This window comes from Acinetobacter sp. YH01011, from assembly GCF_013420785.1.
Classification (GTDB): domain Bacteria; phylum Pseudomonadota; class Gammaproteobacteria; order Pseudomonadales; family Moraxellaceae; genus Acinetobacter; species Acinetobacter towneri.
On record NZ_VOYG01000019.1, the window covers coordinates 1 to 25,224 of the forward strand.

Below are 25,224 nucleotides of genomic sequence, written 5' to 3' on the forward strand. Positions count from 1 at the left end.
CCATTGGCATATTTGATAGCCAACTTTTTAAAGGGAACCCATCCCAAAGAGCGCCTTGCTGATTTTTTATTGCTGACACGCCATTTCAGCTTTGCCTTTTTAAATTGCTTTCTTCGGGTGACTAATTATTCAGTTACAGCCTGAATGGTTTGACTATGTAAATTACATTCTTTGGATGTGCCTTTCGTATATTTGGCAATATCAAAAGCAGAGAGAAATTCACCTTTCCGCTTCAAATGCCTAAACCCTAAATCATTGACATAATTCCAGACGAAGTTCACTTCTGATGCTAGTTGGTCTAACACCTTGCAATGTTTGTCTTTTATACGTAATTTAAGGGTTTTCATGTACTTATATTAACAATCAAAACTCAAGGAAAATAGCCCTTAGTTAAATCAAACGACACTTCATGTCGTGTCGCTTATATCTCTGACCTGAAGGACTGAGTTTTACGCTCCATTTGATAAAAATAATTCAGATCAGATCCGACTGTGTCCAGCACCTTGGCAACTTCAAGGTGAAGCCTATATTTTAAATTATTGGCTCAGCCCGCATTTTTTAAATCTGGCACAGCCTTTTGGCTTAGCACCTTCTTTTTTAGGGCGTCTTGTTCAAGTCATGTGGGTACGTTATAACGCTAGCCCCATTGGCGCTTATGATGAGCTGCTGATTTTAGATCATCCTCTATTTAGGCAGCGTCGTTTATCTACCATTCCTAAAATTTTTGTTTCAACTGAGTCTTCTGTGCAACACGGACAACAGCTTTGGGGTATTCCGAAAGAACTGGCAAGCTTTGATTGGGATATTCAAGATCGACAGATGAGTTGCAAAATACAACACGCAGATTTGCAATTCGCCATTCAACTTGAAAAATGCAATACGCAACGTAGCTTTATTGATAGTCATTACATCCCTGCTGCGCTTTTAAAAATTCAGCAAACATGGCAAGGGAAATCTTATCAATTTAATCCTTCTTTTCGCGGCAGATTAATCCCACTCAAACATGCGTCTTGGCAATCGAATCCAAGTTTGTTTCCTGATTTTAATCAGGCACGCTTCATCAATGGTTTTTACGTGCCTGAGTTCGAACTGACTTTTCCAGAAGCCGAAATCTCTACTCTGGTTTAACCGTTCCACGTGAAACAGATTAACAAAGACAACCCAAGGTTTAGCTACGTGGTCGATCCCAAAATTTTCTAAAGTTTTTACACATTTCAATGCTGATTTTTTTGGCGCGACGCGACACAAAGGTCATGCTAATAAAACCATGTGTTTGATCTAAATATTCTACATATTTTACCGTGACAGCATGTTGACGTAATTTATGTGCATAAATTTCAGCTTCATCATGCAAAACGTCATGCCCTGCTGTGACCACAAAGGCAGGCGCTAGTTTTTTCAATTTGCCAAAAGTTGGCGAAATGATTGGATCATCCAAAGCGACCTGATGCTGTGTGACATAGTGCTGGGTGACAAAATCAATATCTTGTCCCGTCAACACCAAACCATCTTTATAAGCAAAGAATGAAGGATGGCGACTCTTAAAATCTAAGGCTGGATAAATTAAAAATTGTGCGTCAGGTGCATAGGCTGAATGAGCACTACGCTGTGCAACCACCGCTGCAATATTACCACCCGCACTATCGCCTGCCACCGCTATGCGATTTTTTAAAATTTTCATTTCTCGACGATGTTGATATGCCCATGCCAAAGCATCTTCACAGACTTGAATAATCTGCTGTGGACTAGCTTCAGGCGCGAGTGGATATTCCACACTCAACACTTGTGCATGGGCATGTACCGCCATTAAGCGGCAAAATTCGTCATGACTGTCTAAACCACCCACCACAAAACCACCACCATGATAAAACACGATTAAAGGCAATTTTTTATGTGGTGCAGGATGATAATAACGCGCTGCGATATTGCCACTGGCTAAGTTTAAACGGATTTCTTCAACTCGTTTGACCGCAGTTGGAGTGCTCAGAATAGATTGCATTTGTCGATCAAATGCCTGTCTAGACTGTACAGGGTCAGCACCAATAAAACCAATTTTCCCTTGTTTTAATTGTGCCGCCATCATGCATTTAATAAATGGATCAAGGTCTGGATAATGATACGGATAACCCAAAGCTTGAGCCAAAGTATGATGTACTCGACTTGGTAACTTATTTAATGCACGTGCAGCAGCACCTTGTCCTTTGTGCAATTTATTTTTGAGAGATGAATTCAAAATTTGCATGCCTGTTCCTTTTTATATGTCTGCATGATTTGCCTAAACGCTTCATAATTTCTTCATGATCAACAGCACAGTGACCATTTTGTTATACAAGTGCTTCAATCGTTATACACATTCAAATTACCTATACGCTACCCTGCTTTTATGACGCTGTCATTGACACTATTGCAGTCTATGTTTGATGTTTCAGACAAATTCACCTCATCAGCTCAGGAGGCAGAGCATGACTAAAAAATTAATCTTACTTTCATGTGCGACTGCTTTTTTAGCCGTAGGTTGCGTAGTCGTGCCTGACGAAGGTTACTACGATGGACGATATGAGCCACGCTATGATGATGATCATCGACGTTATGACAATGATCGGCAGCGTTGGGAATATCAACAAGGTAAAAATCGGGTTGAGTTAGAGCGTCGTAAACGTGAACTAGAACGTCGTGAATGGGAACAAAAACGACAACAGCAATTACAGCAACAACGCTATGAACAAGAGCGACAACGTTTAGCAGAGCAGCGTAAACGCTTATCGGAACAGCAGCGTAAACAGCTTGAGCAAAAGCGTAAGCAGCAAATTGAAGCTGAACAAAAAAAGCGTGAGGAAGCACGTAAACGCTGGCAACAACAACGTGATGCACAACAAAAGCGCTGGCAGGAAAACCGTAAAGACCGTGAACAACGACGTGATCGTGATTGAGTCTTGCAGCAAAGCAAAACAAATGAGGTAAAAAAAGGGCTTATTCAGAAGTTAGATAAGCCCCGAAAACACATTTAGCAATACACAAGAAACTACAGCGATATAGCATCTATGCGCAAAGAATAAGCAGTGTTAGGTTTTGTGTAAAATATATAATTACTCTCGATTAAGCTGTTTTAGCGATTAATCAACCAAAACTTAAAAACTCTAATCATACGCATGCACAATATAGTGAACAAACACCCAGTCGAATCCTGTTGATAAAACAGTGTTTTTAGCTATCTCCGTAATAAAAGCACTGGTTTAGCTGAATAATCAGCTCCCTATTACCATACTTTTTTAAACAAAAAAATATTATAAGTTTCAAAGTTTAATTTGCTTCATTCATCCGCCGACATCTTGATTCAAAATGTATTTTTTTGACCAAATTTCATGGCAATGAAAATTAATCTACTGGCACGCTTGAATTTTGCCTGCCCTGCCCCGATTTCTTAGCTAATTACGAACTTCTCTAACCATGGCAGTTCAGCAATAACGCAGTTAGCACTGACGCCAAAGGACTGTACATGTTTAAAAACCCATTTAAACGGAGTAAATCAATGGCAACTGAGCAGAACGAACAAACTCAAGACCTTGAGCTAGAGCAGACGGAACAACAAACAGCGCAAGATACTGAGCAAGCAGAAGTTTCCGTTGAGTCTTTACAAGAACAACTGAGCAAACTTGAAGAAAACCTAAAATTGGAAAAAGCACGTACTGCCAATGCAGTTTACGAAGCGGAAAAAACCAAAGAGCGTTTAGAACGTGAAGCAGATACAGCTAAAAAGTTTGCTTTAGAAAAGTTTGCTAAAGAATTATTGGATTCTGTAGACAACCTTGAGCGTGCTATTGCCGCCAATGGTGATGAAAAAACTGCCTTGTCTGAAGGTGTGGAACTGACCTTGAAATCATTACTGACCACTTTAGAAAAGTTTGGTGTGGTGGTGATTGATACAGCCAATGGTTTCAATGCAGACCTGCATCAAGCCGTAGGGATTGATCCAAATGCAAAAGCCAATGAAATTGGCAACGTATTACAAAAAGGCTACACCTTACATGGTCGCTTACTCCGCCCTGCAATGGTGATGGTTGGCGCTTAAGCCTTATAAAATCGAGAGTTGATAAAAAATTTTCATCTAAACAACTTGAAAAATTTTGATTGGCTCTCATATCGAATAACAAGTGAAAACATTGCAAAAGAATTTTTGAGGAAACATCCAAATGGCTAAAATCATTGGTATTGACTTAGGTACAACTAACTCATGTGTAGCGGTACTTGAAGGCGACAAAGTTAAAGTAATTGAAAACGCAGAAGGCGCACGTACAACTCCATCTATTATTGCTTATAAAGATGGCGAAATTCTTGTAGGTCAATCTGCAAAGCGTCAGGCTGTAACTAACCCGAAAAACACATTATTCGCAATTAAGCGTTTGATTGGTCGTCGTTATGAAGACCAAGCGGTACAAAAAGACATTGGTCTTGTGCCTTACAAAATCATCAAAGCAGACAATGGCGATGCTTGGGTTGAAGTGAATGACAAGAAACTTGCACCACAGCAAATTTCTGCAGAAACTTTGAAAAAGATGAAAAAGACTGCCGAAGATTATTTGGGCGAAACAGTTACTGAAGCCGTGATTACTGTACCTGCGTACTTTAACGATGCACAGCGCCAAGCAACCAAAGATGCGGGTAAAATTGCAGGCTTAGAAGTTAAACGTATCATCAACGAACCAACTGCTGCTGCGCTTGCATTTGGTATGGACAAGAAAGAAGGCGACCGTAAAGTTGCTGTATATGACTTGGGTGGTGGTACTTTTGACGTATCGATCATTGAAATTGCAGACCTTGATGGCGACCAACAAATTGAAGTGTTATCAACCAACGGTGATACCTTCCTTGGTGGTGAAGACTTTGACAATGCCTTGATCGAATACTTGGTTGAAGAGTTCAAAAAAGAGCAAAACTTCAACTTGAAACAAGATCCATTGGCATTACAACGTCTGAAAGAAGCGGCTGAGAAAGCAAAAATCGAGCTTTCATCTTCAAATGCGACTGAAATCAACTTGCCATATATCACTGCAGACGCAACAGGTCCGAAGCACTTGGTGATGAACGTGACTCGCGCCAAACTTGAAGGTTTGGTTGCTGATTTAGTCGCTCGTACCATTGAGCCATGTAAAGTTGCGCTACAAGATGCAGGACTTTCAACTTCTGACATCTCTGACGTGATTTTGGTGGGTGGTCAATCACGTATGCCACTTGTACAACAAAAAGTACAAGAATTCTTTGGCAAAGAGCCACGTAAAGACGTAAACCCAGACGAAGCTGTTGCAATTGGTGCAGCAATTCAGGGTGCCGTATTGTCTGGTGACAAAACTGACGTATTGCTTCTAGACGTAACTCCGTTAACGCTTGGTATTGAAACTATGGGTGGCGTGTTGACGCCAATCATTGAGAAAAACACCACGATTCCTGCGAAGAAATCTCAAGTGTTCTCAACAGCGGCAGACAACCAGCCTGCAGTAGACATTTCAGTTTACCAAGGTGAGCGTAAAATGGCTCAACAAAACAAATTGTTGGGTAACTTCCAATTAGGTGACATTCCACCAGCGCCACGCGGTGTGCCACAAATTGAAGTTTCGTTCGACATTAACGCTGACGGTATCTTGAAAGTGTCTGCAAAAGACAAGAGCACAGGCAAAGAACAATCGATTCAAATTAAAGCAAACTCTGGTTTGAGCGATGCTGAAATTGAAGCGATGATTAAAGATGCTGAAGCAAATGCTGAAGAAGACCGTAAGTTTGAAGAACTTGCAAAAGCACGTAACGAAGCGGATGCTTTAGTTTCTTCTGCTCAAAAAGCAGTAAAAGACCTTGGTGAACAAGTGACTGCCGATGAAAAAACTGCGATTGAAACTGCAGTCACTGAGCTTGAAGCGACAACCAAAGAAAATGATGTAGATGCAATCAAAGCAAAAACTGAAGCATTGCAAAACATCATCATGCCAATTACGCAACGTGCGTATGAAGCTGCACAAGGTCAAGGCGGTGCACAAGGTTTCGACCCAAATGCATTTGGCGGTGACGCAGGTCAACAAAAAGCCGATGATGGCGTTGTGGATGCTGAATTCACTGAAGTCAAAGATGATAAAAAATAATTTGTCGCTTTAACGCACATCAAAAACCGCGCTGCAAGCAATTGCAGCGCGGTTTTTCTTTTCGATATCCATACACTGACTTCAAGATTTAAATGAAAGAGCACAGACAATTGGACGCTCAACCGAGTACAATAGATAAAATGATGCTCTAACTGCAAATAGATTGAGTTTCTGCCCTACTTTCGGCTACAGTAAACCCAAAAAAGGATGCCGCTAGCAATGCGTTTGTTTCTATTGGGTGCAATCATACTGTTTTCTATCTTGCTGATTTATCAAAATATTCAACATCCGCACACACGGCACAATACTGCACTAAATCGTTTACAATATCCTTTAGATACTCGCCTACGTTATCGTATTGCTGAAGTCGACCCGCGTTTTGGCTTAAGCCATGCCGATTTACTGCAACTGAGTCAGGAAGCCACCTATATTTGGAAACAAGGAACGGGACAAGATTATTTTGTATATGACCCGAACGCCAAGCTCGCCATTCACTTGATTTATGATCAACGTCAAGATGAATCAAACCAACGCCAACAACAACTTACAGCCATTGAACAACGCCAACAACACTGGAACAATCAAAACCAAAATATTCAAGCACTAAAACAAGAAATTGCAGATAAAAATCAACAACTTGATGCAAAAAAAATGCTATTTGAACAACAACTTGAACAATACAATCGTCAAGTACAGCAAATTAACCAAAGTGGTGGGCTACATCCTTCGCAACAGGAAATTTTTGCAGCCAAAAAACAAGAAATCCAGCAACACATGTGGAGTTTAGAACACGAAATAGCGCAATTTAATCAGCAAATTAACCAGCTCAATCAACAAGTCGATGCCCTCAATCAACTTAATCAAGACATTGATGTATCCATCCAGCAATTTAATGCACGTTTTCAACCACGTTTATTTGATAAAGGCAGCTTTGATGGTCAGGCCATTCGGATTTATGAGTTTCAATCTAAAGATGATTTACGTCTAACTTTGGCGCATGAATTTGGTCATGCTTTGGGTTTAGCACACCATAACGACCCTTATGCCTTAATGTATCCAATGCTAAAAGATCAGCAGTTGCAGAATTTCCAACTGCGCCCTGCCGATCTCGATTTACTCCATGCACGGCATTGAGCAATCTGGCAAACTGAAGTGACTAAAACACAAAACTCCCCTCACCCTGTACGATAGTTGCATATCCATTACACGTGCAAAGGCAGCAAATTTACTCATTTCATGTTATTGTGAAGGCTCTGTATAACCCTGAACGATCTGTGGAGATTCATGTGAGTTACTACCATATCCTGATTGAAGTAAATGACCACATCAGCACGATTGAACAAAGCCGTGATATCGAAATTTTTGATATTGTTGAGCTTCAACCTTGTCTCCACTCGATTTTATTGCCGTATTTTAATGAGCAAGTGATTGAACTTGAAGATGAAAATATTGAATACAAAGATATTTTGCATCTTGAGGTTAGACAGACCTTATTACCAATTGAACACCTGATTGAAGAAGAACAGCGTTTGCTGCCAAGTGATACCGACATCACCATTTCAGCTTATGAAATTTTTAATAACAAAGAATTAAGCCAAGATGTCACGACTGTGATTTTTGATTTGCTTGAAGCAGTGAAAATTGAACCTTAATCCCCTGTTTTAAGACAAAAATTAAAAAGGTCTGCACATTTGCAGACCTTTTTAATGCAATCACAACAACTTATTGCATCATTTGTTTGGCCGCTTCATTACGAAACGCTCTTAAAATTTGCTGCCCTGCCCGACCTGTTGCAGCCAAGCCGAGTCGAGTCTGTTCCTGACGAATCGCTTGACGGGTTTTGTCGCCAATTAAACCATCCACTTCACCAATGTCATAACCACGGCTTAACAAAAAGCGTTGAATTTCACGGCGTTCTGCGCGGGATGTACCTGCATCATCGGTTGGCCAAGCGGTGCGGAATGCAGACTGCCCCATTAAACGATCTGATAAATGCGCAATCGCTAAGGCATAACTTTCTGCTGCGTTATAGCTATAAATGGCATCGAAGTTTCTAAACACTAAGAATACAGGGCCATTCGCACCTGCAGGTGCCATCAAGCCTGCCTGACTACTGCCCGATAAATTGCCCTGAATTAATGCCGAACCATCTGCACGAGTCAACCCACGATTAACCCAACTGCTGAGGGATTTTTTATTGCGTCGCCCTTCACCACTCAAAGACATGCCTGCAGGCACTTTGACTTCAAAGCCCCACGGCTGCCCTGTTTGCCAGCCGCGACGTTTTAAAAAGTTAGCGGTGGAAGCCAAAGCATCTGGAATACTAGATACTAAGTCACGGCGACCATCACCATCAAAATCGACCGCCAACTCATCATAGGTCGATGGCATAAACTGAGTATGCCCAAACGCCCCTGCCCATGAGCCTTTTAATTGTGATTCAGTGACATCACCACGTTGCAATAAACGCATGGTGGTAAAAAACTCACCTCGGAAATAGCTTTGACGGCGTCCTTCACAGCTCAAGGTACCTAGCGCTTGCAATAATGGATAGGATCCTGAAATCGCACCAAAGTTACTTTCTACACCCCAAACCGCCACTACGGTTTCTGCAGGTACGCCATAGGCTGCTGCAACACGATTGAGCACATCACGGTGCTGTGCCAATTTCTGCTGTCCTGCCTGCACGCGCTCATCATCGACCAAGCCTGAGAGATAATCCCAGATTGGCGTAGAAAATTCAGGTTGGTAATTTAAACGCTCAATGACGGAATAATCTGGGCTGAGATTTTGAGTATAGCGATCATAACTGCTGCCACTCACCCCTTTGGCAATGGCTTGGCTGCGTAAATTGGCCAAACAACTTTGAAAATGGTTTTGTGGTTGAAAATTTGCAGATGTACTGACCGTTGGTGTTACGGTGACAGATTTTCCATTGATAATCAGTTCTGCCTGAACCTGAGTAGCTGCCATTGCAGCTGTCGCAAAAATCACAGCGAAACGATGCATAATACCCTTTGATGTGTTTTGAATTTAAATCTTGGCTTTACCATAACACCTTCAGCCACAGAGATCAGATGAAAATCTGTAACTTTAAATTCATTTACACAGTTTTAAATTCATTTTCTCGTTTTAAATTTAAAACACTTATCCACAAGTACGGCATCTCACATTTTTAAATTCAAAATCACAACACATGATAAGACTTTTAAATTTAAAAGTTTAAATTCAAATTAAACCAACCCAAGTTATCCACAAAACACGACATTCACTGCATATTTACGATGTATTACTTTGAATTTAAAAGTAGCTTTTTAAATTTAAAGATCAAAAGAGCCGCTACTTTATTTAAATTCAAAACTGCAGATCTATCTTTAAATTCATTTCTGATATTTAAATTCAAAGTTGAAGCATCGCTTTAAATTTAAAACGCGCTATTTGAATTTAAAGTTTTGAATTCATAATTATCATCTGTTTCCCATCAGACTTGTGCGCATTTTTATTTTAAGTATTGCTTTGCTACGGTGATGGTTGCTTATTCAGCCTGATCTATCTTAATCAACCTAAAATTACAGCGTCAATCCTAGACAGATTAACGGTAGAACACCTTAAAAATGGGCAGAATAAAAAATGTGAGAGCATAAAAAAGCGCTCATCGTGATGAGCGCTTTGGCGTCATTTTTAAATTTACAAGCTCATATCAGCACTGAGCGCCAATGGATTTGGCAAAATTTTTGCCAATTGGCGGCATAAATCTGTCAACTCAGCAGCATCATTCGGCATTAAAGTAATATGCCCAATTTTACGACCTTCACGCTCAGTTTTATTGTACAAATGCAAATGTGCGCCATTCAATGCCAACACATCTTCAGTTTTGGGATGCTGACCAATAATATTGACCATCACCGTTGGACGTACCACTTCAGTTGAGCCTAACGGTAAACCTGCTACAGCACGAATATGGTTCTCAAACTGCGAACACACCGCGCCTTCAATTGACCAGTGACCTGAGTTATGCACACGAGGTGCCATCTCGTTGGCATACAAGCCCTTGTCAGTGACAAATAGCTCTAACGTCAACACACCTACATAATTCAAGTGATTGAGCAGGCGAGTGATATAGTCTTGTGCCGCAGGCTGCAAGTCAGCGCTGTTTGGTGCAGGGACAATCGAATGCGACAAAATACCGTTGTGATGATGGTTTTCTGCCAATGGCCAAGTTTTTACTTCACCATTTTGACCACGCACCGCAATAATAGATACTTCACGTGAAAAAGTAACAAAACTTTCTGCGATCAAGCTGCCTGCAGGGCCAAGTTCTGCCCATGCTTGTTCAATCTGATCTGCACTGCGCAAGACAAACTGACCTTTGCCATCATAGCCGCCTGTTGCGGTTTTTAGCACAATTGGCAGACCAAGTTCAGCTACAGCAGCCTGTAAACTTTCCAGCGAGTTGACCGCTTTATACGGCGCAACAGGAATCGTCAATTCATCAAATAAGCCTTTTTCCAGCAAGCGGTTTTGGGCAATTGCCAAAGCCTGACGTGGTGGATGCAAGTCTTTGTGCTTAATCAATACATCAACATCAGCCAACGGAGTATTTTCAAACTCAAGGCTGAATACATCGGCACTGTGTATAAAATCTTGTAGGCTATTTTCGCTTTTGCTGGCAAAAACCTGACCCAAGGTTGCCGCTGGGCAATCTGGACTGGCTTCAAAAAAGGTACATTGAATATTTAAGGGTAAAGCCGCTTGTGCCATCATGCGACCCAATTGACCGCCACCAAAAATACCGATGGTCTTATCCATAGTAATTGTCCCGCTTAAGCCTGACCTGGAATATTGTTGCTTGAAACTTTCTCAGTTTGCGCGGCACGGAAATTGGCAACATTTTGTGCAATTTCTGGACGGGTTAAACCTAAAATTTGGGCTGCCATAATTGCCGCATTGGTTGCTCCCGCAGGACCAATCGCCAATGTACCTACGGCAATACCTGCAGGCATTTGCACAATTGAAAGTAATGAATCGACACCATTTAAAATTGAAGATTTCACTGGCACACCCAAAACAGGTAAATCAGTTTTAGCTGCACACATACCTGGTAAGTGTGCGGCACCACCAGCGCCTGCAATAATCACCTGAATGCCACGATCACGCGCTTGTTCAGCATATTCAAATAAGCGATCTGGGGTACGGTGTGCAGAAACGACTTCCGCTTCAAATGGGACACCAAGCTGCTTCAGCATATTGGCAGTGTGTTCGAGAGTTGCCCAATCCGATTGAGAACCCATGATAATTCCAACGAGAGGAGCGTCTTGTGCAGCGGCCGCGTTCATTACAAATATTCCAGAAACGAAACTAAGGAAAGAGAAATTCAGGCGAGAAAGCCAAGCTTGAATAAGAACTCCACATTATAGACTGATTTTTCGACTTGTTAAAATTGAACACGGCGACTCAACCGACTTTTTTGATTATTTTTATCGGGTTATTTTAAAGAATTGAAAACAGTTAAACAAAATAGGTGAACCTAAAGCTATTCAAGCGAGCTAAAACTCGTCTTTAAGGCGCACGAAATACAAAATACACGCAACCACATAAACATAAGGCTGCCCATAAATAATCCAGTTTAAAAGGTTGCTTAAACAGAAAAATCATAAACGGGACAAACACCAATAAAGTCACAACTTCTTGGGTAATTTTCATTTGACCTACCGCCCAGCCATGCTGCGCCAGCAAACGGGTAGCAGGAATCATCAAACTGTATTCAAATAGGGCGATCACCCAACTGAATAAAATTGCCTGCCACAGCGGAGCATCATGTGGTAAAAACTTGAGATGACCATACCACGCCAAGGTCATAAAACAGTTTGCAATCACCAAAAGTAAAAGTGCTGAAGACATTGTGTCGTACTATCTTAAAAATTCAGTTTTATTTTACGAGCTATTTGCCATAAAAAATGCAAGAGCAGCAATTTTTTACATCCTTTGGCGCAGATTCAGCTCAGAAAAATCCCTGAAATGAGATACAAGAATCACTATCTTTTCGCCAAAACCCTTGCTATCGTTGCTTCAAATCAAGTTAATCACGACAACAGCACAAAAATACGTGATGTGTCTATAAAAAGCAGTGGAGTAAGGCGGAATGCATCTGCATATTTTGGGTATTTGTGGCACATTTATGGGCTCATTGGCACTTTTGGCCCGCGATTTAGGACATACCGTCACAGGTTCAGACCAAAACGTCTATCCACCGATGTCGACTCAACTGGAAAATGCAGGCATTACCTTAATGCAAGGTTATGACCGCAGCCATTTACAACCGCATCCAGATTTAGTGATTGTGGGCAATGCCATGAAACGTGGGATTGATGCGGTTGAATACATGCTGAATGCAGGTTTACCGTATATTTCTGGCCCGCAATTTTTGGCCGATCATGTCTTGCAAGGCAAACACGTACTGGGCGTTGCAGGCACGCACGGCAAAACCACCACCACCACCATGTTGGCGTGGGTATTGGATCAGGCAGGCTTAGAACCAGGCTTTTTAATTGGCGGCGTTCCTTTAGGCTTTAGTGAAAGTGCACGTTTGGGTGCAGGCAAGTATTTCTGTGTCGAAGCCGATGAATACGACTCTGCGTTTTTTGATAAACGCTCCAAGTTCGTACATTACCATCCTAAAACCGCCATTTTAAATAACCTTGAATTTGACCATGCCGATATTTTTGATGATTTGGCCGCAATTCAAAAACAATTCCATCATTTGGTGCGTACCATCCCAAGTGAAGGGCGCATTATTGCCCCAATTACAGAAACCCATATTGATGAAGTGTTAGAAATGGGTTGCTGGACACCTGTGCTACGTACTTCGCTCAATGCAGATCCACAAGCGGAACTGTATGCAGAACAACTTGCAGCAGATGGTTCACATTTTAAAGTTCTGAAAAATGGTGTGCTACAAGGTGAAGTGCGCTGGAATATGACTGGGCAACACAGTGTCGCCAATGCCTTGGCAACCATCGCCGCAGCAGAGCATGTTGGGGTTGCAATTGAAACCGCATGTGCAGCGCTGTCCAATTTTGGTGGGGTGAAACGCCGTATGGAGTTATTAGGCACCATACGCGGCATTGAAGTCTATGATGACTTTGCCCACCATCCAACCGCAATTGAAACCACACTGGACGGCGCACGTAAGCGTTTGGGTGAGCGTAAGCTTTGGGCGATTATTGAACCACGTTCCAACACCATGCGCATGGGCAGTCATAAAGAGGGCTTGGCAGATTCAGCACGTTTGGCGGATGCTGTGATTTGGTATCAACCTGAAGGTTTAGACTGGGATTTACAGCCTGTGGTTGCGGCTGCTCGCAATCATGCGGTGGTGGCCAATACTTTGGATGAAATTATTCAAAAAATCGTGAGCCAAGCAGGTGAGGGCGATGCAGTGGTGATTATGTCAAATGGTGGATTTGGTGGTTTACATCAAAAACTCATTCAAGCGTTGCAACACACGGCTTAAAATCGCTTAAACTGATTTAAAACTCTTTCAAAAAAAATCCCCTGTTTTTGGCAAAAAATAGGGGATTTTTATATTAATTATAAACTTATATATTATAATTATTAAAAGCAACAATACTGCTCATGAACTTGTCATCTTGACCTGTTACTTTAAAAAGATTACATCCTGCGAGCATGACGGTTGCTACAGGTTGGCTGCTGGATGTCTTTCATCATTATTACTAAGAAGGATGGTCACAATGTCAAAAACAATGAAAGCCATGGTCTACCACGGCGCCAATGATATTCGTTTTGAAGAACGCCCACGTCCAGAAATTTTACAACCAACAGATGCCGTGATTCGTCTCACCAAAACTACAATTTGCGGTACTGACTTAGGTATTTGGAAAGGTAAAAACCCAGAAATTCAAGACACTGCAGTTGCCAAGACAGGGCTATTTGATGGCCGTATTTTAGGTCACGAAGGTATCGGGATTGTTGAAGAAGTCGGTTCGGCAGTCAAAAATTTCAAAAAAGGCGACAAGGTCATTATTTCTTGTGTCAGCCGTTGTGGTACTTGTGAAAACTGTCAAAAACAACTCTATGCACACTGCCAAAATGAAGGCGGTTGGATCATGGGATATATGATTGATGGTACTCATGCTGAATATGTCCGTACTCCATTTGCAGACACTTCTTTATATTTGCTGCCTGAAGGTTTAAATGAAGAAGTTGCGGTTTTCTTGTCTGATGTATTGCCAACTTCACATGAAATTGGTGTGCAATACGGCAATGTTAAACCTGGTGATACCATTGCAATTGTGGGTACAGGTCCAATTGGCATGGGTTGTCTGCTTACCGCACAGTTCTATTCTCCTGCACAAATTATCGCAGTCGATATGGACGATAACCGCTTGGCGATGGCAAAAGAGTTGGGTGCAACCCATACCATTAACTCTGCCAAAGAAGATGCAGTACAACGTATTTTAGAGATTACAGGTGGTCGCGGGGTAGACTGTGCCATGGAAGCTGTAGGTGTCGAAGCCACTTGGGATATTTGCCAAAATGTCGTGAAAGAGGGCGGACATATTGCCAATGTGGGCGTACATGGTAAGTCGGTAAATTTTGAGTTAAACAAACTCTGGATTAAAAACCTGACCATCACTACGGGTTTGGTGAATACCAATACGACAGGTATGCTGTTAAAAACCTGCTGTTCAGGCAAATTACCTTTAGAAAAACTGGCAACGCACCATTTTAAATTCTCTGAATTTGAAAAAGCCTATGATGTGTTTAAACATGCTTCAGATGAAAATGCCATGAAAGTGATGATTAATTACGAATAATCTTGGCTTAACTATGTTACAAAAAAGCCAATCTACGCGCTGTGGATTGGCTTTTTTGGGCTTTTATAATATTTTCAAGAAAATTTTAGACTGCACGACAGACGAAGTCTGCATGCTGTTTTAATACCAACACATTAGATTATTTCAACGTAGAAAGACTTTTAAGCCACGACATCAGCATATTGTGTATCTGTTTCAAAAGCCGTCTCAATATAAGAGCACACGGGTACAATTTTTAGCTGCTTTTCACGTGCAAAGGCGACCAAAATATCTAATAGCTGACGGGCAACCCCTTGACCTCGTAATGTCAGATCGACCCAAGTGTGATCTGCTAAAATAGTGTGATCATCTTGATATTGATAAGTAATTTCAGCGATATGCCGACCATCTCGTTCAATAAAAAACTCGCCACCGCGTTGGGTTTCTTGATGTTGAATTTGCATAAGTCCACCTATCAAACTAAATCTATTTTTTCAATTTGCCACACTCTTTACGAAATATTGTGCTGAATTTGTACAACTTAAAGTGATTTACCATACAGAATAAATTGCACAACACTTAAAATTATGTAATTCTTTACGCAGATTTAGGCAGCGTCCTAATCCCAAATTATGTTGAACAAGGGGAGTAGCCTCCTCCAAGCGTTAAAATATAACTTTAACGTGTCAGCGTTTCGTCATTACACTTTGCAAAAAGTCGGACGCTGAGCATAGTGCACATACTTGTTGATACAAGTCCGCTCTATGTAGGCAAGACCTTGATCATGTTGTTACAGATGTTTGAAATCATCTGACAACAGGTCAAGGTTTTTTTGTGGCCAGTTGTTGGATGTGGAGATTGTATGGAATCCATCGGCAATTTATGGCTATATCTGGTCTTTTTTGCAATTGTTGCAGTCATGCTCGCCATTGACTTCTTAGGCTTTAAACAAAAAGCAGGCGAATCGGTCAAAGTCAAAACCGCTGCGTATTGGAGTATCGCCTGGGTCAGTGTGGCAGCTTTATTTGGTGGCGGTTTATGGCTGTATCTTAAACACAGCGTTGGGCTAGAAGTCGCCAACACCAAAGTCATGGAATACTTTGCGGGTTATTTGCTGGAAAAATCACTGGCGATTGATAATGTATTCGTTTGGTTGATGATCTTCGCCGCATTCGCCATCCCACCGGGCTTACAGCGTAAAATTTTACTCTACGGCGTACTGGGCGCAATTATTCTCAGAACCATTTTTATTTTTATTGGAGCTTGGTTTGTACAAGAATTCTCCTGGATTTTGTATATTTTTGGCGCATTTTTGGTCTACACAGGCTTTAAATTCTTAAAAGGTCCAGAGCAAGAAGCCAGCAATATTGAAGATATGGCGTTGTTGAAATGGCTACGCAAACACATGCGTATTACCCCAACACTGGAAAAAGATCAGTTTTTTGTGCGCCAAAATGGTGTACTTTGGGCAACGCCATTATTTTTAGTTTTAATTTTGGTCGAAGCATCTGACGTTATTTTTGCCGTGGATTCTATCCCTGCAATTTTTGCCGTGACCACCGATCCCTTTATTGTACTCACCGCAAATCTTATGGCTATTTTGGGCTTACGTGCCATGTTTTTCTTGCTCTCAGGAGCAGCCACTAAAATGCATTATTTGCCGTATGGGCTGGGTTTAATTCTGCTATTTATTGGCTTTAAAATGCTGATGTTAGATGTATTCCACATGCCTATCTGGATTTCACTCGGCTTTATTGTACTCGTACTGACAATCACTGCGTGGTTATCAATTCGACATAGTCGAAAACACCATGAAACCACATTATAAAATTTAACAGTCCTCATCATCGTTGCAAGCATTCTTTCGAGAGGGCTTTTTTATATCAATTGAGCTAAGTTTTAATTTACCGTACGATAAATTTTATCATACTGCTACAAGCCACATTTAAGGTACAATCTCTTGAAAAAATGAAAAATGTAGGTTGTTTTATGCCATCTCCTGTACAACGCACCGCAATTCGTGGTCGCTTTCTTGATTTCAAAAACTGTACCAGCCAAGCCGATCAAATTTCAGAACAAGTCCGTTATGTAGACGATGGCTTATTAATTTGTGAACAAGGCAAAATTCAGTGGTTTGGTTCATGGCAAGAAGGGCAGGCACAGCTAAACGCCAACACTGAGTTCCAACATTATCCTGACCATCTCATTGTGCCTGGCTTCATCGACACCCATATTCATTTTCCACAGACTGAAATGATTGGCGCGTATGGTGAACAATTACTGGAATGGCTGAATACTTATACTTTTCCGACTGAACTGCAATTTGCAGATAAAGCCTATGCAGATCAGATTGCACAATTTTTTGTGCAGGAATTACTGAAAAATGGCACCACCACAGCTTTGGTGTTTTGTACGGTACATCCTGAATCGGTAGATGCGTTGTTTGAAGCGGCAGCACAACATCAAATGCGTTTAATTGCAGGTAAAGTGCTGATGGATCGGCATGCACCTGAAGCATTGTGTGACAGTGCAGACTCAGGCTATACAGACTCTAAAGCGTTGATTGAAAAATGGCATGGAAAAGGACGTAATCTCTACGCGATTACGCCACGTTTTGCACCGACTTCTAGCCCTGAGCAACTGGCGCGGGCAGGGCAACTCAAAGCCGAATATCCCGATGTTTATGTACATACCCATTTAAGTGAAAATCACAATGAAATTGCGTGGGTGAAACAATTATTTCCAGAGCAAAATGGATATTTAGATGTTTATCATCACTATGGTTTAACAGGTTCACGTTCGGTTTTTGCGCATTGCGTGCATTTAGAAGAACATGAATGGCAATGTCTGCATCATACCGATTCTGCAATTGCCTTTTGTCCAAGCTCCAATTTATTTTTGGGCAGCGGTTTATTTCCGCTGCATAAAACTTGGGAGCGACAGGTGAAGGTCGGTTTAGGTACAGATATTGGCGCAGGCACCACGTTTAATGTACTGCATATCCTCAATGAAGCCTATAAAGTACAACAACTGCAAGGGGCAAAACTCTCTGCTTTTGAAGCGTTGTATCACGCCACATTAGGTGCTGCCAAAGCTTTGGACTTAGACGATAAGCTGGGGAATTTTAAGGTAGGCAAAGAAGCCGATTTTGTGGTGCTGGACTTAAATGCCACCGCTTTACAACGCTTACGACAACAACGTTCCAAACATCTTGAAGATGCATTATTTGCCCTCATTACTTTAGCAGATGACCGTAATATTCATGCGACCTATATTTATGGACAACGTGCCTACTACCAACCCGATCAAAACTCAGCAGCAGGTGGCTAAACCTACGCAACCCTCGTATATAAAACCCATCGGATGGGCAATGCTGATACTCGGTTGTGCCTTGTTGTTACGCACAGATTCTCACTCAGCACAAAAATGATGCTATTTTAACCATGCAAGCACGTGCAACATCGCGCAAGATATATTAAAATTAGGGCATATTTTGGGGTGTTGCAGGTCAACACCTTTTTTATTTTTGCTTTTTAGGTATCTACCCATGACAGTTGAAATGCAGGTTTTGATTTCTGCAGAAGAAATCAAAACAAAAGTTCAGGAACTTGGTCAAAAAATTAATGCTCACTATGCCAATAGCGACAAAGAGTTGGTTTTAATTGGCTTATTACGTGGTTCTGTATTGTTCATGGCAGATTTATGCCGCACCATTCAAAAGCCGCATGAACTGGATTTTATGACTGTATCCAGCTACGGCGGAGGTACTGTGTCATCGCGTGATGTGAAAATTTTAAAAGATTTGGATGGTGAAATTCGCGGTAAAGATGTCTTGGTGGTTGAAGATATTATCGACTCGGGCAACACCCTAAATAAAGTGATGGAAATTTTGCAAACCCGTGAGCCAAATTCAATTGAGCTATGTACCTTAATTAGCAAGCCATCACGCCGTGAAATTGAACTTGAAGTTAAATTCATGGGCTTTGAAATTGAAGATAAGTTTATTGTCGGTTATGGCTTAGATTACGACCAGAAATATCGTCATATTCCGTTTATTGGCGAAATTGGCTTATAAAACAAACACGCCTCGCTTAAAAAAAGTGATCGTTTCAGATCACTTTTTTTATGGCTAAAATTTGCATTTCATCTATCTAACAGGACAAAAACACAACATGCTGTAGCATTATTCGACTATTTTCCTTGGGATTTTTCAGCAAAAATAAGTCTGAAACATGATGTAAAACATAAACAAAGATAACAAGGAGCTGCTCATGTGGTCATTAATTGTCGCAATTGTGGTGGGTTTTATTGCAGGTTTAATCGCCCGTGCGATTCATCCTGGAGATGACAAAGCAGGGTTTATTGTCACCACCTTACTTGGGATTGCAGGGTCTTTATTGGCAACCTATGCAGGGCGTATGATGGGATTGTACGGTGATGGTTCTGCCGCAGGCTTTATTGCCTCCATCATTGGTGCGCTGATTATTCTATTTATTTATAATACGTTCATGAAAAAATCGCGTGCTTAAATCCTGTATTAACGACTGTAATTTTTCAGTCAAACATCTTCTCTCTCAATAAAAAAACCGCCTAAAAATTGAGGCGGTTTTTTTATATCTACTTCGCAATCACAAATTTCAGGTTTGCTCCGATACACACTACACAATTTTAGTTGCCAATATCAGATAAAAAATTAGCCGTTCTTAAAGACCAAATTCTTTAAAAATCTGTTCAATTTGTGCCGCAGGATATGCTCCCATAACTTTAAAGCCATTCAAGAAAATAATCGCAGGCGTACCGTTTACACCTAAACGATGCGCTAAAACAATGTTGCGCTCCACAGGGTTGGCACAACTGCTTTGACTTGTAGGCAATTGTGCTTTTGTGATCAGGTTTTCCCAAGCAAGAGCAGGGTTTTTCTCACAATACACCTGTTTAGATGGCGCAACAGATTGCGCTTTTAACGGCAAAATAAAGGTATAGATTGTAATGTTGTCCAGCTTTTTCAGTTCAGCCTCAAGCTGTTTACAATATGGGCAATTTGGGTCAGAAAAGATCGCAATCTGACGTTTTCCCGTACCTCGCACACTTTTGATTGCATCTTGTAACGGTAACTTTTTCCAATCGACACTGTTTTGTTGGATCAATAAATCTTTGGTTAAGTTATGCTGATCCTTTAAACGAATCATTGAACCCGCCAAAATATGTTGTGCATCTTCATTCAAATACACCACTTGACCATCCATAGAGGCACTGTAAATACCTTTCATTTCTGTGGCTTGAATATTGTCTAATTTCAGTTGCGGATGCTGTTGTTTGACATTTTTACTAACCGTTGCAACATCGGCCATGCTCACGGCGCTGCATAATCCCATTAAGGCAGCTAAACTCAATTGTTTAATCATGTGTTTCATCTAAATAAAGTAAATTTAGCCTGATTCTAAGCTGAAAGCTGCACAGAATTCAGTATTTTTAAGCCAGAATTACGCAATTGCTACAACTCGTTTTTGCTATGCAACGCTTTAGGTTTCACGTGGAACATTCAAGCCTGATGGCGGATTAATTTCTACTGAAATATGCACAATTTCTTCATGAATGGCGAGGGCGGTGCGGACTTGATCTGCGTCTAAATCGTGTGCGGTTTCCAATGCCAAAATACAGGAAAATTTACCCTGTCCGACTTTCCAAACATGCAAGTCTGTGATCATCACACTGACTGGTAACTCTGCAATCACTTCACGAATTTCATCCACCACAGGATGATCCATTTCTGCATCCAGCAATGTTTTCCCTGTTTCCTGCATCAAACCTATCGCCCAACGCGCCACTAAAATTGAACCAACAATACCTAACAGTGCATCTAGAAAATCCCAGCCCCAATATTTACCCGCAATTAAAGCAATAATCGCAAAAATTGAAGTCACCGCATCTGCCACCACATGCATAAAGGCGGCTTTTTGATTTAGGTCATGGCTATCATGCGTATGCTCATGATGGTGATGGTGATGGTGATGGTGATGGTGATGGTGATGGTGATCATCTTCATGTAATAACCATGCACAAATCAAATTGACCAATAACCCTAAAATTGCAATTGGGATGGCTTGGTTATACTGAATATCGACAGGAAAAAATAAACGCTCGATAGAGTGAATTGCCATAAATGCAGCCACCACCAACAATAAAATGGCGCTGCTATAGCCAGCTAAAATTTCAATTTTCCATGTACCAAAACTAAACCGTGTATCTGCTGCATAATGACGTGCTGCCCGATAGGCAAAATAAGCCAAACCTAGCGCCAGCATGTGTGAACTCATGTGCCAGCCATCTGCCAGCAAAGCCATGGAATGAAAAATCCAGCCACCCAAGATTTCCAAGAACATCATGACAGCCGTCAGCAAAGCCGCATATAATATTTTATTCTGCGCCAGCGGATTGCCTTGATCGAATTGATGTGGATGCATACGATGAGAGTGTTGCTGACGCATAATGGGAAATCATTGTTAAATATACTCTCCTAGAGTATATAAAAATTGAGGTGATGTGGTGGGTCATTTACATACAGATAAGAAAATTTTAAATCGCGTCAAACGTCTACAAGGGCAAATTGGGGCAGTGGAACAAGCACTTCACAATCCTGATCATGGCTGTATTGAAGTTTTACAACAAGTCGCAGCTATTAAAGGTGCGGTCAATGGTTTGATGAATGAGTTAATCGAATCGCATTTGCGTCATCATGTGATTGGTGATCAATGCGCGATTGATGAACATGAACTGGAAGAGTTTATGAAACTGCTAAAACGCTATGCTTAAACACAAATAGGCTTGACCAGATTCAAGGCTTGTCTTTACACTGAGTGATATTTCTCACTATATGAGACTAAACTCAACAGTTTAGCCATCAATCGAGTTTTTTATGACTCAATCTCAATCTTGGCATCCTTTTGTGATGATCAGCCTCGCCCTGATTATTGGCACCATGGGCACGGCACTTGCAAGCCCACTGTATCCAATTTATCAGGAACTGTGGCAGCTTTTACCTAGCCATATCACCTTTATTTTTGTGGCGTATATGCTCGGTTGTTTGGCTACCTTGCTCTTTTTAGGACGTACCAGCAACAGTATTGGCTTCTTAAAAACCCTAGAATTGGGTTTAGTCATCATCACCCTCGGACTGATTCTGTCGATGTTTGCCACCAATGCACTTTGGCTTGCTTTGGGGCGTTTTGTGATTGGAATTGCTTCAGGTCTTATGACTACATCGGCGTTAATTGGCTTAATGTGGAGTATCCCCGAATCACATAAAGCACATGCGCCACAGCTCAGTTCAGTCATTACCGCAGTCGGGTTTGGCTTAGGTCCTTTGCTCGGTGGTGGTGTGGCACAATTTTCAGCAGCGCCTTTGTTTAGTCCATATATTCCTGTCATTTTGGGTGCAGTACTGTGTTTTATTGGATTGTTACGTTTAGCACCGCCTGAATTTACACCACAAGCCTTCTCGATTGCCCCAAAATTAGAACGCCCAGAACCACGCTTTCATGCAGAATTTTATATTACAGGTTTAACCGCATTCTGTGCCTTTGCTGCCTTTAGTTTATTTGCTTCGCTCTCTCCCTCTTTTGTGCAAGTGATTATTCCGTGGCACGGGCCTTTGGTCAGTGGTTTGGCCATCACCTGTATTTTGCTGATTTCAGCGCTGGTGCAGTATTTTTCTAAAGCCATTCCTGCACAAAAATGTCTAAATTATGGGCTGTATTTGCTGTTATTGAGTTTATTGGTACTCGGTTTATGCATGTATTTACACTGGAGTTTTCTATTTTTTGTGAGTGATGTGCTGCTAGGCATAGGACACGGGTTGGCATTGATTGGCGCTTTTGGTTTAATTCATGCCATGACCAATCTGCAGAATCGTGCTGCAGTGATGTCGACCTATTTATTTGTGGGCTATTTAGGCACAATTCTGCCAATTATTGCAGTCGGTTATCTGGCCGATCATTTTGGTTTAACCACCGCCGTACTTAGCTTTTGTGCAGCCATCTGCTTACTGTGTGGCTACATCATTATTTGGTATCGCCAATTGCAGAACAAACCTGTTTTAGGATGAAGTTTCATCTAAACGACAAACTAAAATCAGGACAAGGTTTGGATCAGCTGAGTTTATTCAAATATTCAAACCTTGTAGATGAATGGGACTATGTCTTCTATTTTGATCTCAAACTCAATAGCCATTATTTTTCATTGATGGTTTGATGCTCTAATTCTTTGGTTAGGAAGTAATTCAAAAAGGTTCGAATGACAGCAATGATCGCCAATTTAATTAGGCTATCTAAATCTGGATCTACCGTGGTGGCTAAAATATCTGCAGCCAACTGAAATTCAAGCGCCGTCGCAAGCCAATCCCCAAAACAATAACGTGCAGTACGCCCCGATTTTAACTGAACCAGCACCAATAAAGTTTTAACCAGACCAATCACCACGCAAATCACAGAAATGGCTTCGAGTGACAATTGCAAAAAATGAACCGAAGAAATGAGTATTTCACGTAAAAAAGCCAGTTCAAACATCCAAATACCTCCATCAGAGATTTCATCTCGTGCATTTAGGATTGAATTGAGCGCCAATTTTTGATTATTTTCTCATCATAGCTTTAAATGCTGCGGTTTAAAAAGACTTACGTGATTATTGATGGGTTTTCATAAAGATAAATTGAAACGTTTAAATATGACATAAGTTAGATCGGGCTTGTGCCGAATGAGAAACTAAACATTAACGAATAGGCTGATTTTTAGTAGCAGATCACCCCAAATAGGATAATAAAAAAGCACTAAGCCACTCAAACTTAATGCTATTTTTGTATCAAATCAGGAAGTAATCGCTAAAATTCATTTCCCAATACAAAACGATCCAAAAATCTTACCCAACAAATCATCTGCAGAAAAATCACCTGTAATCTCACCCAAAGCATTCTGCGCAAGACGTAACGACTCAGCCACTAATTCCCCCGCATGATAGACCACCAACTGCTCACGTGCTTCAGCCAAATATTGCTGCGTGCGCTTCATTGCGTCTAAATGACGGGTACGTGCAATAAAGGTATCTTCTTCAGGCTGAAAGCCTGCATGCGCTGTAATCGCCTCTATGAGCGATTGAACACCTGTTTCTTGTTTGGCCGACACAGTAATATGTCTAAACCCTTTAAAATCTGAAATTGCAGCTTGTACACCAGTTAAATCACATTTATTGCCAATCAACATCAAACGCTTCGGTTCAATATGTTCCGCAAAATAATGCTGTGCCAATTGCAACGGATCTTCGTTTTGGCTCAAGTCATAGACCAATAACAATAAATCTGCCTGTTCAATTTCTTTAATCGCACGGCGAATCCCTTCCTGTTCCACAATATCCCCTGTTTCACGCAAGCCTGCAGTATCAGTCAGGGTAATTGGTAAGCCATTCAGGGTAATTTTTTCATGCAATACGTCACGAGTAGTCCCTGCAATATCGGTCACAATCGCACGTTCAATACCCGCCAAGGCATTGAGTAAGGAAGATTTACCTGCATTCGGTTTGCCCGCAATCACCACCTGCAGACCTTCACGCAACAATTGTCCCTGACGCGCAGATTGTTGCACAGCAGTCACCGAAGCAGCCACTTCATCCAGCAAATTAAGGATTTTCCCATCGGCCAAAAAGTCAATTTCTTCTTCAGGAAAATCAATAGCAGCTTCAACATGCAGACGTAAGTGAATTAACTGTTCCAGCACGGTATTCACTTTGGTGGAAAAAGCCCCTTGCAGGGAACGTAGAGCAGAACGCGCAGCGGCTTGTGAAGTGGCATCAATTAAATCAGCAATGGCTTCGGCCTGTACCAAATCTAGCTTGCCATTTTCAAAGGCGCGCATCGAAAATTCACCCGCTTTGGCAGCCGTTGCACCGAGTTCCAGTAAACGTGCCAACAGCGCATTTTGAATCACTGGGCCACCATGCCCTTGTAGTTCCACCACATCTTCGCCAGTAAATGAATGAGGATTGGGGAAACAAATCACCAAACCTTCATCCATGACTTCATTGGCTGCATCGTAAAACTGGCGAAAACCTGCATAACGCGCTTTGGGTAAGTCTTTTTGGGTCAATGCTGCGGCAATCGCATAGGCTTTTGGTCCCGACAGGCGAATCACCCCCACACCACCACGGCCAGGTGGAGTCGCGATTGCGGCAATGGTGCTGCGGTTATACATAAAATTCACCTAAAACTTTCAAAATGTATGCAAAGAAAAATC

The 25,224-nt window shown here is 41.4% G+C and carries 24 protein-coding genes and 1 pseudogene; 14 read left to right on the forward strand and 11 right to left on the reverse strand.

Features of this window, described 5'->3' with window-relative positions; all coding sequences use genetic code 11:
- Positions 1–347 (reverse strand): annotated as a pseudogene (locus FTT78_RS12020) (RNA-guided endonuclease TnpB family protein); the annotation flags it as partial.
- 136 nt (positions 348–483) lie between these two features.
- Between FTT78_RS12020 and FTT78_RS12025 the strand changes: the two are divergent.
- Positions 484–1,128 (forward strand): acetoacetate decarboxylase family protein, encoded by a 645-nt coding sequence (locus tag FTT78_RS12025; RefSeq protein ID WP_167846493.1) that lies wholly within the window; start codon positions 484–486, stop codon positions 1,126–1,128.
- Between the two features lie 40 nt (positions 1,129–1,168).
- Here FTT78_RS12025 and FTT78_RS12030 read toward each other — a convergent pair whose 3' ends face one another.
- Positions 1,169–2,242 carry an alpha/beta hydrolase gene (locus FTT78_RS12030; RefSeq protein WP_131261892.1) on the reverse strand — a complete coding sequence of 358 codons (1,074 nt, stop codon included), beginning with the start codon at positions 2,240–2,242 and terminating at the stop codon, positions 1,169–1,171.
- A 220-nt stretch (positions 2,243–2,462) separates the two neighbouring features.
- Between FTT78_RS12030 and FTT78_RS12035 the strand changes: the two genes are divergently transcribed.
- From FTT78_RS12035 to FTT78_RS12055, 5 genes are all read left to right on the forward strand, one after another.
- Positions 2,463–2,930 carry a hypothetical protein gene (locus FTT78_RS12035; RefSeq protein WP_131261893.1) on the forward strand — a complete coding sequence of 156 codons (468 nt, stop codon included), beginning with the start codon at positions 2,463–2,465 and terminating at the stop codon, positions 2,928–2,930.
- Positions 2,931–3,496: 566 nt separating this feature from the next.
- Positions 3,497–4,069, forward strand: a complete 573-nt coding sequence (gene grpE / locus FTT78_RS12040; protein WP_257220042.1) for a nucleotide exchange factor GrpE — start codon at positions 3,497–3,499, stop codon at positions 4,067–4,069.
- Between the two features lie 121 nt (positions 4,070–4,190).
- Positions 4,191–6,128 carry a molecular chaperone DnaK gene (gene dnaK, locus FTT78_RS12045; RefSeq protein ID WP_154321227.1) on the forward strand — a complete coding sequence of 646 codons (1,938 nt, stop codon included), beginning with the start codon at positions 4,191–4,193 and terminating at the stop codon, positions 6,126–6,128.
- Between the two features lie 219 nt (positions 6,129–6,347).
- The gene (locus tag FTT78_RS12050) at positions 6,348–7,262 is read left to right on the forward strand and encodes a matrixin family metalloprotease (protein WP_180044398.1); all 915 of its coding nucleotides are present in this window, start codon (positions 6,348–6,350) and stop codon (positions 7,260–7,262) included.
- Between the two features lie 140 nt (positions 7,263–7,402).
- Positions 7,403–7,780, forward strand: a complete 378-nt coding sequence (locus FTT78_RS12055) for a hypothetical protein (protein ID WP_162164695.1) — start codon at positions 7,403–7,405, stop codon at positions 7,778–7,780.
- 70 nt (positions 7,781–7,850) lie between these two features.
- Here FTT78_RS12055 and FTT78_RS12060 read toward each other — a convergent pair whose 3' ends face one another.
- The 4 genes from FTT78_RS12060 to FTT78_RS12075 all read right to left on the reverse strand — a co-directional run bounded on the left by FTT78_RS12060 (position 7,851) and on the right by FTT78_RS12075 (position 12,029).
- Positions 7,851–9,137, reverse strand: coding sequence for a lytic murein transglycosylase (locus FTT78_RS12060; protein ID WP_004969803.1), 1,287 nt, complete (start codon positions 9,135–9,137; stop codon positions 7,851–7,853).
- 678 nt (positions 9,138–9,815) lie between these two features.
- Positions 9,816–10,937: a 5-(carboxyamino)imidazole ribonucleotide synthase gene (locus FTT78_RS12065; RefSeq protein WP_180044400.1), complete on the reverse strand. Its 1,122-nt coding sequence runs from the start codon at positions 10,935–10,937 to the stop codon at positions 9,816–9,818.
- Between the two features lie 14 nt (positions 10,938–10,951).
- Positions 10,952–11,464 (reverse strand): 5-(carboxyamino)imidazole ribonucleotide mutase, encoded by a 513-nt coding sequence (purE, locus tag FTT78_RS12070; RefSeq protein ID WP_019836195.1) that lies wholly within the window; start codon positions 11,462–11,464, stop codon positions 10,952–10,954.
- Positions 11,465–11,687: 223 nt separating this feature from the next.
- Positions 11,688–12,029: a DMT family protein gene (locus tag FTT78_RS12075; RefSeq protein WP_019836196.1), complete on the reverse strand. Its 342-nt coding sequence runs from the start codon at positions 12,027–12,029 to the stop codon at positions 11,688–11,690.
- Positions 12,030–12,270: 241 nt separating this feature from the next.
- Here FTT78_RS12075 and mpl point away from each other — a divergent pair, with 241 nt between their 5' ends.
- Together mpl and FTT78_RS12085 are read left to right on the forward strand one after the other, a co-directional pair.
- On the forward strand, positions 12,271–13,641 hold the full coding sequence (gene mpl / locus FTT78_RS12080) for a UDP-N-acetylmuramate:L-alanyl-gamma-D-glutamyl-meso-diaminopimelate ligase (RefSeq protein WP_004969796.1): 1,371 nt from the start codon (positions 12,271–12,273) through the stop codon (positions 13,639–13,641).
- A gap of 238 nt (positions 13,642–13,879) precedes the next feature.
- Positions 13,880–14,965 carry a zinc-dependent alcohol dehydrogenase family protein gene (locus FTT78_RS12085; RefSeq protein ID WP_096902007.1) on the forward strand — a complete coding sequence of 362 codons (1,086 nt, stop codon included), beginning with the start codon at positions 13,880–13,882 and terminating at the stop codon, positions 14,963–14,965.
- A 161-nt stretch (positions 14,966–15,126) separates the two neighbouring features.
- Here the strand turns inward: FTT78_RS12085 and FTT78_RS12090 are convergent, their stop codons facing one another.
- Positions 15,127–15,408, reverse strand: a complete 282-nt coding sequence (locus tag FTT78_RS12090) for a GNAT family N-acetyltransferase (protein WP_004969793.1) — start codon at positions 15,406–15,408, stop codon at positions 15,127–15,129.
- Positions 15,409–15,806: 398 nt separating this feature from the next.
- Here FTT78_RS12090 and FTT78_RS12095 point away from each other — a divergent pair, with 398 nt between their 5' ends.
- The 4 genes from FTT78_RS12095 to FTT78_RS12110 all read left to right on the forward strand — a co-directional run bounded on the left by FTT78_RS12095 (position 15,807) and on the right by FTT78_RS12110 (position 19,473).
- Positions 15,807–16,772 (forward strand): TerC family protein, encoded by a 966-nt coding sequence (locus FTT78_RS12095; RefSeq protein ID WP_104852786.1) that lies wholly within the window; start codon positions 15,807–15,809, stop codon positions 16,770–16,772.
- A gap of 161 nt (positions 16,773–16,933) precedes the next feature.
- Positions 16,934–18,274, forward strand: a complete 1,341-nt coding sequence (guaD, locus tag FTT78_RS12100; RefSeq protein ID WP_180009222.1) for a guanine deaminase — start codon at positions 16,934–16,936, stop codon at positions 18,272–18,274.
- Between the two features lie 217 nt (positions 18,275–18,491).
- Positions 18,492–19,019: a hypoxanthine phosphoribosyltransferase gene (gene hpt, locus FTT78_RS12105; RefSeq protein WP_180044402.1), complete on the forward strand. Its 528-nt coding sequence runs from the start codon at positions 18,492–18,494 to the stop codon at positions 19,017–19,019.
- Positions 19,020–19,215: 196 nt separating this feature from the next.
- Positions 19,216–19,473, forward strand: coding sequence for a GlsB/YeaQ/YmgE family stress response membrane protein (locus FTT78_RS12110; RefSeq protein WP_004969785.1), 258 nt, complete (start codon positions 19,216–19,218; stop codon positions 19,471–19,473).
- 174 nt (positions 19,474–19,647) lie between these two features.
- Here the strand turns inward: FTT78_RS12110 and FTT78_RS12115 are convergent, their stop codons facing one another.
- Both FTT78_RS12115 and dmeF read right to left on the reverse strand, forming a co-directional pair.
- A complete protein-coding gene (locus tag FTT78_RS12115) occupies positions 19,648–20,295 on the reverse strand; it encodes a DsbC family protein (protein ID WP_373683485.1) in 648 nt (215 codons plus the stop codon).
- Positions 20,296–20,466: 171 nt separating this feature from the next.
- A complete protein-coding gene (dmeF, locus tag FTT78_RS12120) occupies positions 20,467–21,432 on the reverse strand; it encodes a CDF family Co(II)/Ni(II) efflux transporter DmeF (protein WP_180044404.1) in 966 nt (321 codons plus the stop codon).
- Between the two features lie 58 nt (positions 21,433–21,490).
- On the opposite strand from dmeF, the gene FTT78_RS12125 reads away from it, so the two are divergent.
- Positions 21,491–21,757, forward strand: coding sequence for a metal/formaldehyde-sensitive transcriptional repressor (locus tag FTT78_RS12125; RefSeq protein WP_004969779.1), 267 nt, complete (start codon positions 21,491–21,493; stop codon positions 21,755–21,757).
- Between the two features lie 103 nt (positions 21,758–21,860).
- Positions 21,861–23,048: an MFS transporter gene (locus FTT78_RS12130; RefSeq protein WP_171287397.1), complete on the forward strand. Its 1,188-nt coding sequence runs from the start codon at positions 21,861–21,863 to the stop codon at positions 23,046–23,048.
- Between the two features lie 124 nt (positions 23,049–23,172).
- Here FTT78_RS12130 and FTT78_RS12135 read toward each other — a convergent pair whose 3' ends face one another.
- Together FTT78_RS12135 and mnmE are read right to left on the reverse strand one after the other, a co-directional pair.
- Positions 23,173–23,508 (reverse strand): DUF1622 domain-containing protein, encoded by a 336-nt coding sequence (locus FTT78_RS12135; protein WP_154321234.1) that lies wholly within the window; start codon positions 23,506–23,508, stop codon positions 23,173–23,175.
- A gap of 318 nt (positions 23,509–23,826) precedes the next feature.
- Positions 23,827–25,182: a tRNA uridine-5-carboxymethylaminomethyl(34) synthesis GTPase MnmE gene (mnmE, locus tag FTT78_RS12140; RefSeq protein ID WP_179995527.1), complete on the reverse strand. Its 1,356-nt coding sequence runs from the start codon at positions 25,180–25,182 to the stop codon at positions 23,827–23,829.
- Between the last annotated feature and the right edge of the window lie 42 nt (positions 25,183–25,224).

Coding starts and splice junctions, on each gene's coding strand:
- FTT78_RS12035 (WP_131261893.1), top strand. CDS start 2,463: ATGACTAAAAAATTAATCTTACTTTCATGTGCGACTGCTTTTTTAGCC.
- grpE (WP_257220042.1), top strand. CDS start 3,497: ATGTTTAAAAACCCATTTAAACGGAGTAAATCAATGGCAACTGAGCAG.
- mpl (WP_004969796.1), top strand. CDS start 12,271: ATGCATCTGCATATTTTGGGTATTTGTGGCACATTTATGGGCTCATTG.
- FTT78_RS12075 (WP_019836196.1), bottom strand. CDS start 12,029: ATGTCTTCAGCACTTTTACTTTTGGTGATTGCAAACTGTTTTATGACC.
- FTT78_RS12050 (WP_180044398.1), top strand. CDS start 6,348: ATGCGTTTGTTTCTATTGGGTGCAATCATACTGTTTTCTATCTTGCTG.
- dnaK (WP_154321227.1), top strand. CDS start 4,191: ATGGCTAAAATCATTGGTATTGACTTAGGTACAACTAACTCATGTGTA.
- FTT78_RS12110 (WP_004969785.1), top strand. CDS start 19,216: ATGTGGTCATTAATTGTCGCAATTGTGGTGGGTTTTATTGCAGGTTTA.
- FTT78_RS12115 (WP_373683485.1), bottom strand. CDS start 20,295: ATGGCCGATGTTGCAACGGTTAGTAAAAATGTCAAACAACAGCATCCG.
- FTT78_RS12095 (WP_104852786.1), top strand. CDS start 15,807: ATGGAATCCATCGGCAATTTATGGCTATATCTGGTCTTTTTTGCAATT.
- hpt (WP_180044402.1), top strand. CDS start 18,492: ATGACAGTTGAAATGCAGGTTTTGATTTCTGCAGAAGAAATCAAAACA.
- guaD (WP_180009222.1), top strand. CDS start 16,934: ATGCCATCTCCTGTACAACGCACCGCAATTCGTGGTCGCTTTCTTGAT.
- dmeF (WP_180044404.1), bottom strand. CDS start 21,432: ATGCGTCAGCAACACTCTCATCGTATGCATCCACATCAATTCGATCAA.
- FTT78_RS12065 (WP_180044400.1), bottom strand. CDS start 10,937: ATGGATAAGACCATCGGTATTTTTGGTGGCGGTCAATTGGGTCGCATG.
- mnmE (WP_179995527.1), bottom strand. CDS start 25,182: ATGTATAACCGCAGCACCATTGCCGCAATCGCGACTCCACCTGGCCGT.
- purE (WP_019836195.1), bottom strand. CDS start 11,464: ATGAACGCGGCCGCTGCACAAGACGCTCCTCTCGTTGGAATTATCATG.
- FTT78_RS12060 (WP_004969803.1), bottom strand. CDS start 9,137: ATGCATCGTTTCGCTGTGATTTTTGCGACAGCTGCAATGGCAGCTACT.
- FTT78_RS12135 (WP_154321234.1), bottom strand. CDS start 23,508: ATGTTTGAACTGGCTTTTTTACGTGAAATACTCATTTCTTCGGTTCAT.
- FTT78_RS12130 (WP_171287397.1), top strand. CDS start 21,861: ATGACTCAATCTCAATCTTGGCATCCTTTTGTGATGATCAGCCTCGCC.
- FTT78_RS12030 (WP_131261892.1), bottom strand. CDS start 2,242: ATGCAAATTTTGAATTCATCTCTCAAAAATAAATTGCACAAAGGACAA.
- FTT78_RS12085 (WP_096902007.1), top strand. CDS start 13,880: ATGTCAAAAACAATGAAAGCCATGGTCTACCACGGCGCCAATGATATT.
- FTT78_RS12090 (WP_004969793.1), bottom strand. CDS start 15,408: ATGCAAATTCAACATCAAGAAACCCAACGCGGTGGCGAGTTTTTTATT.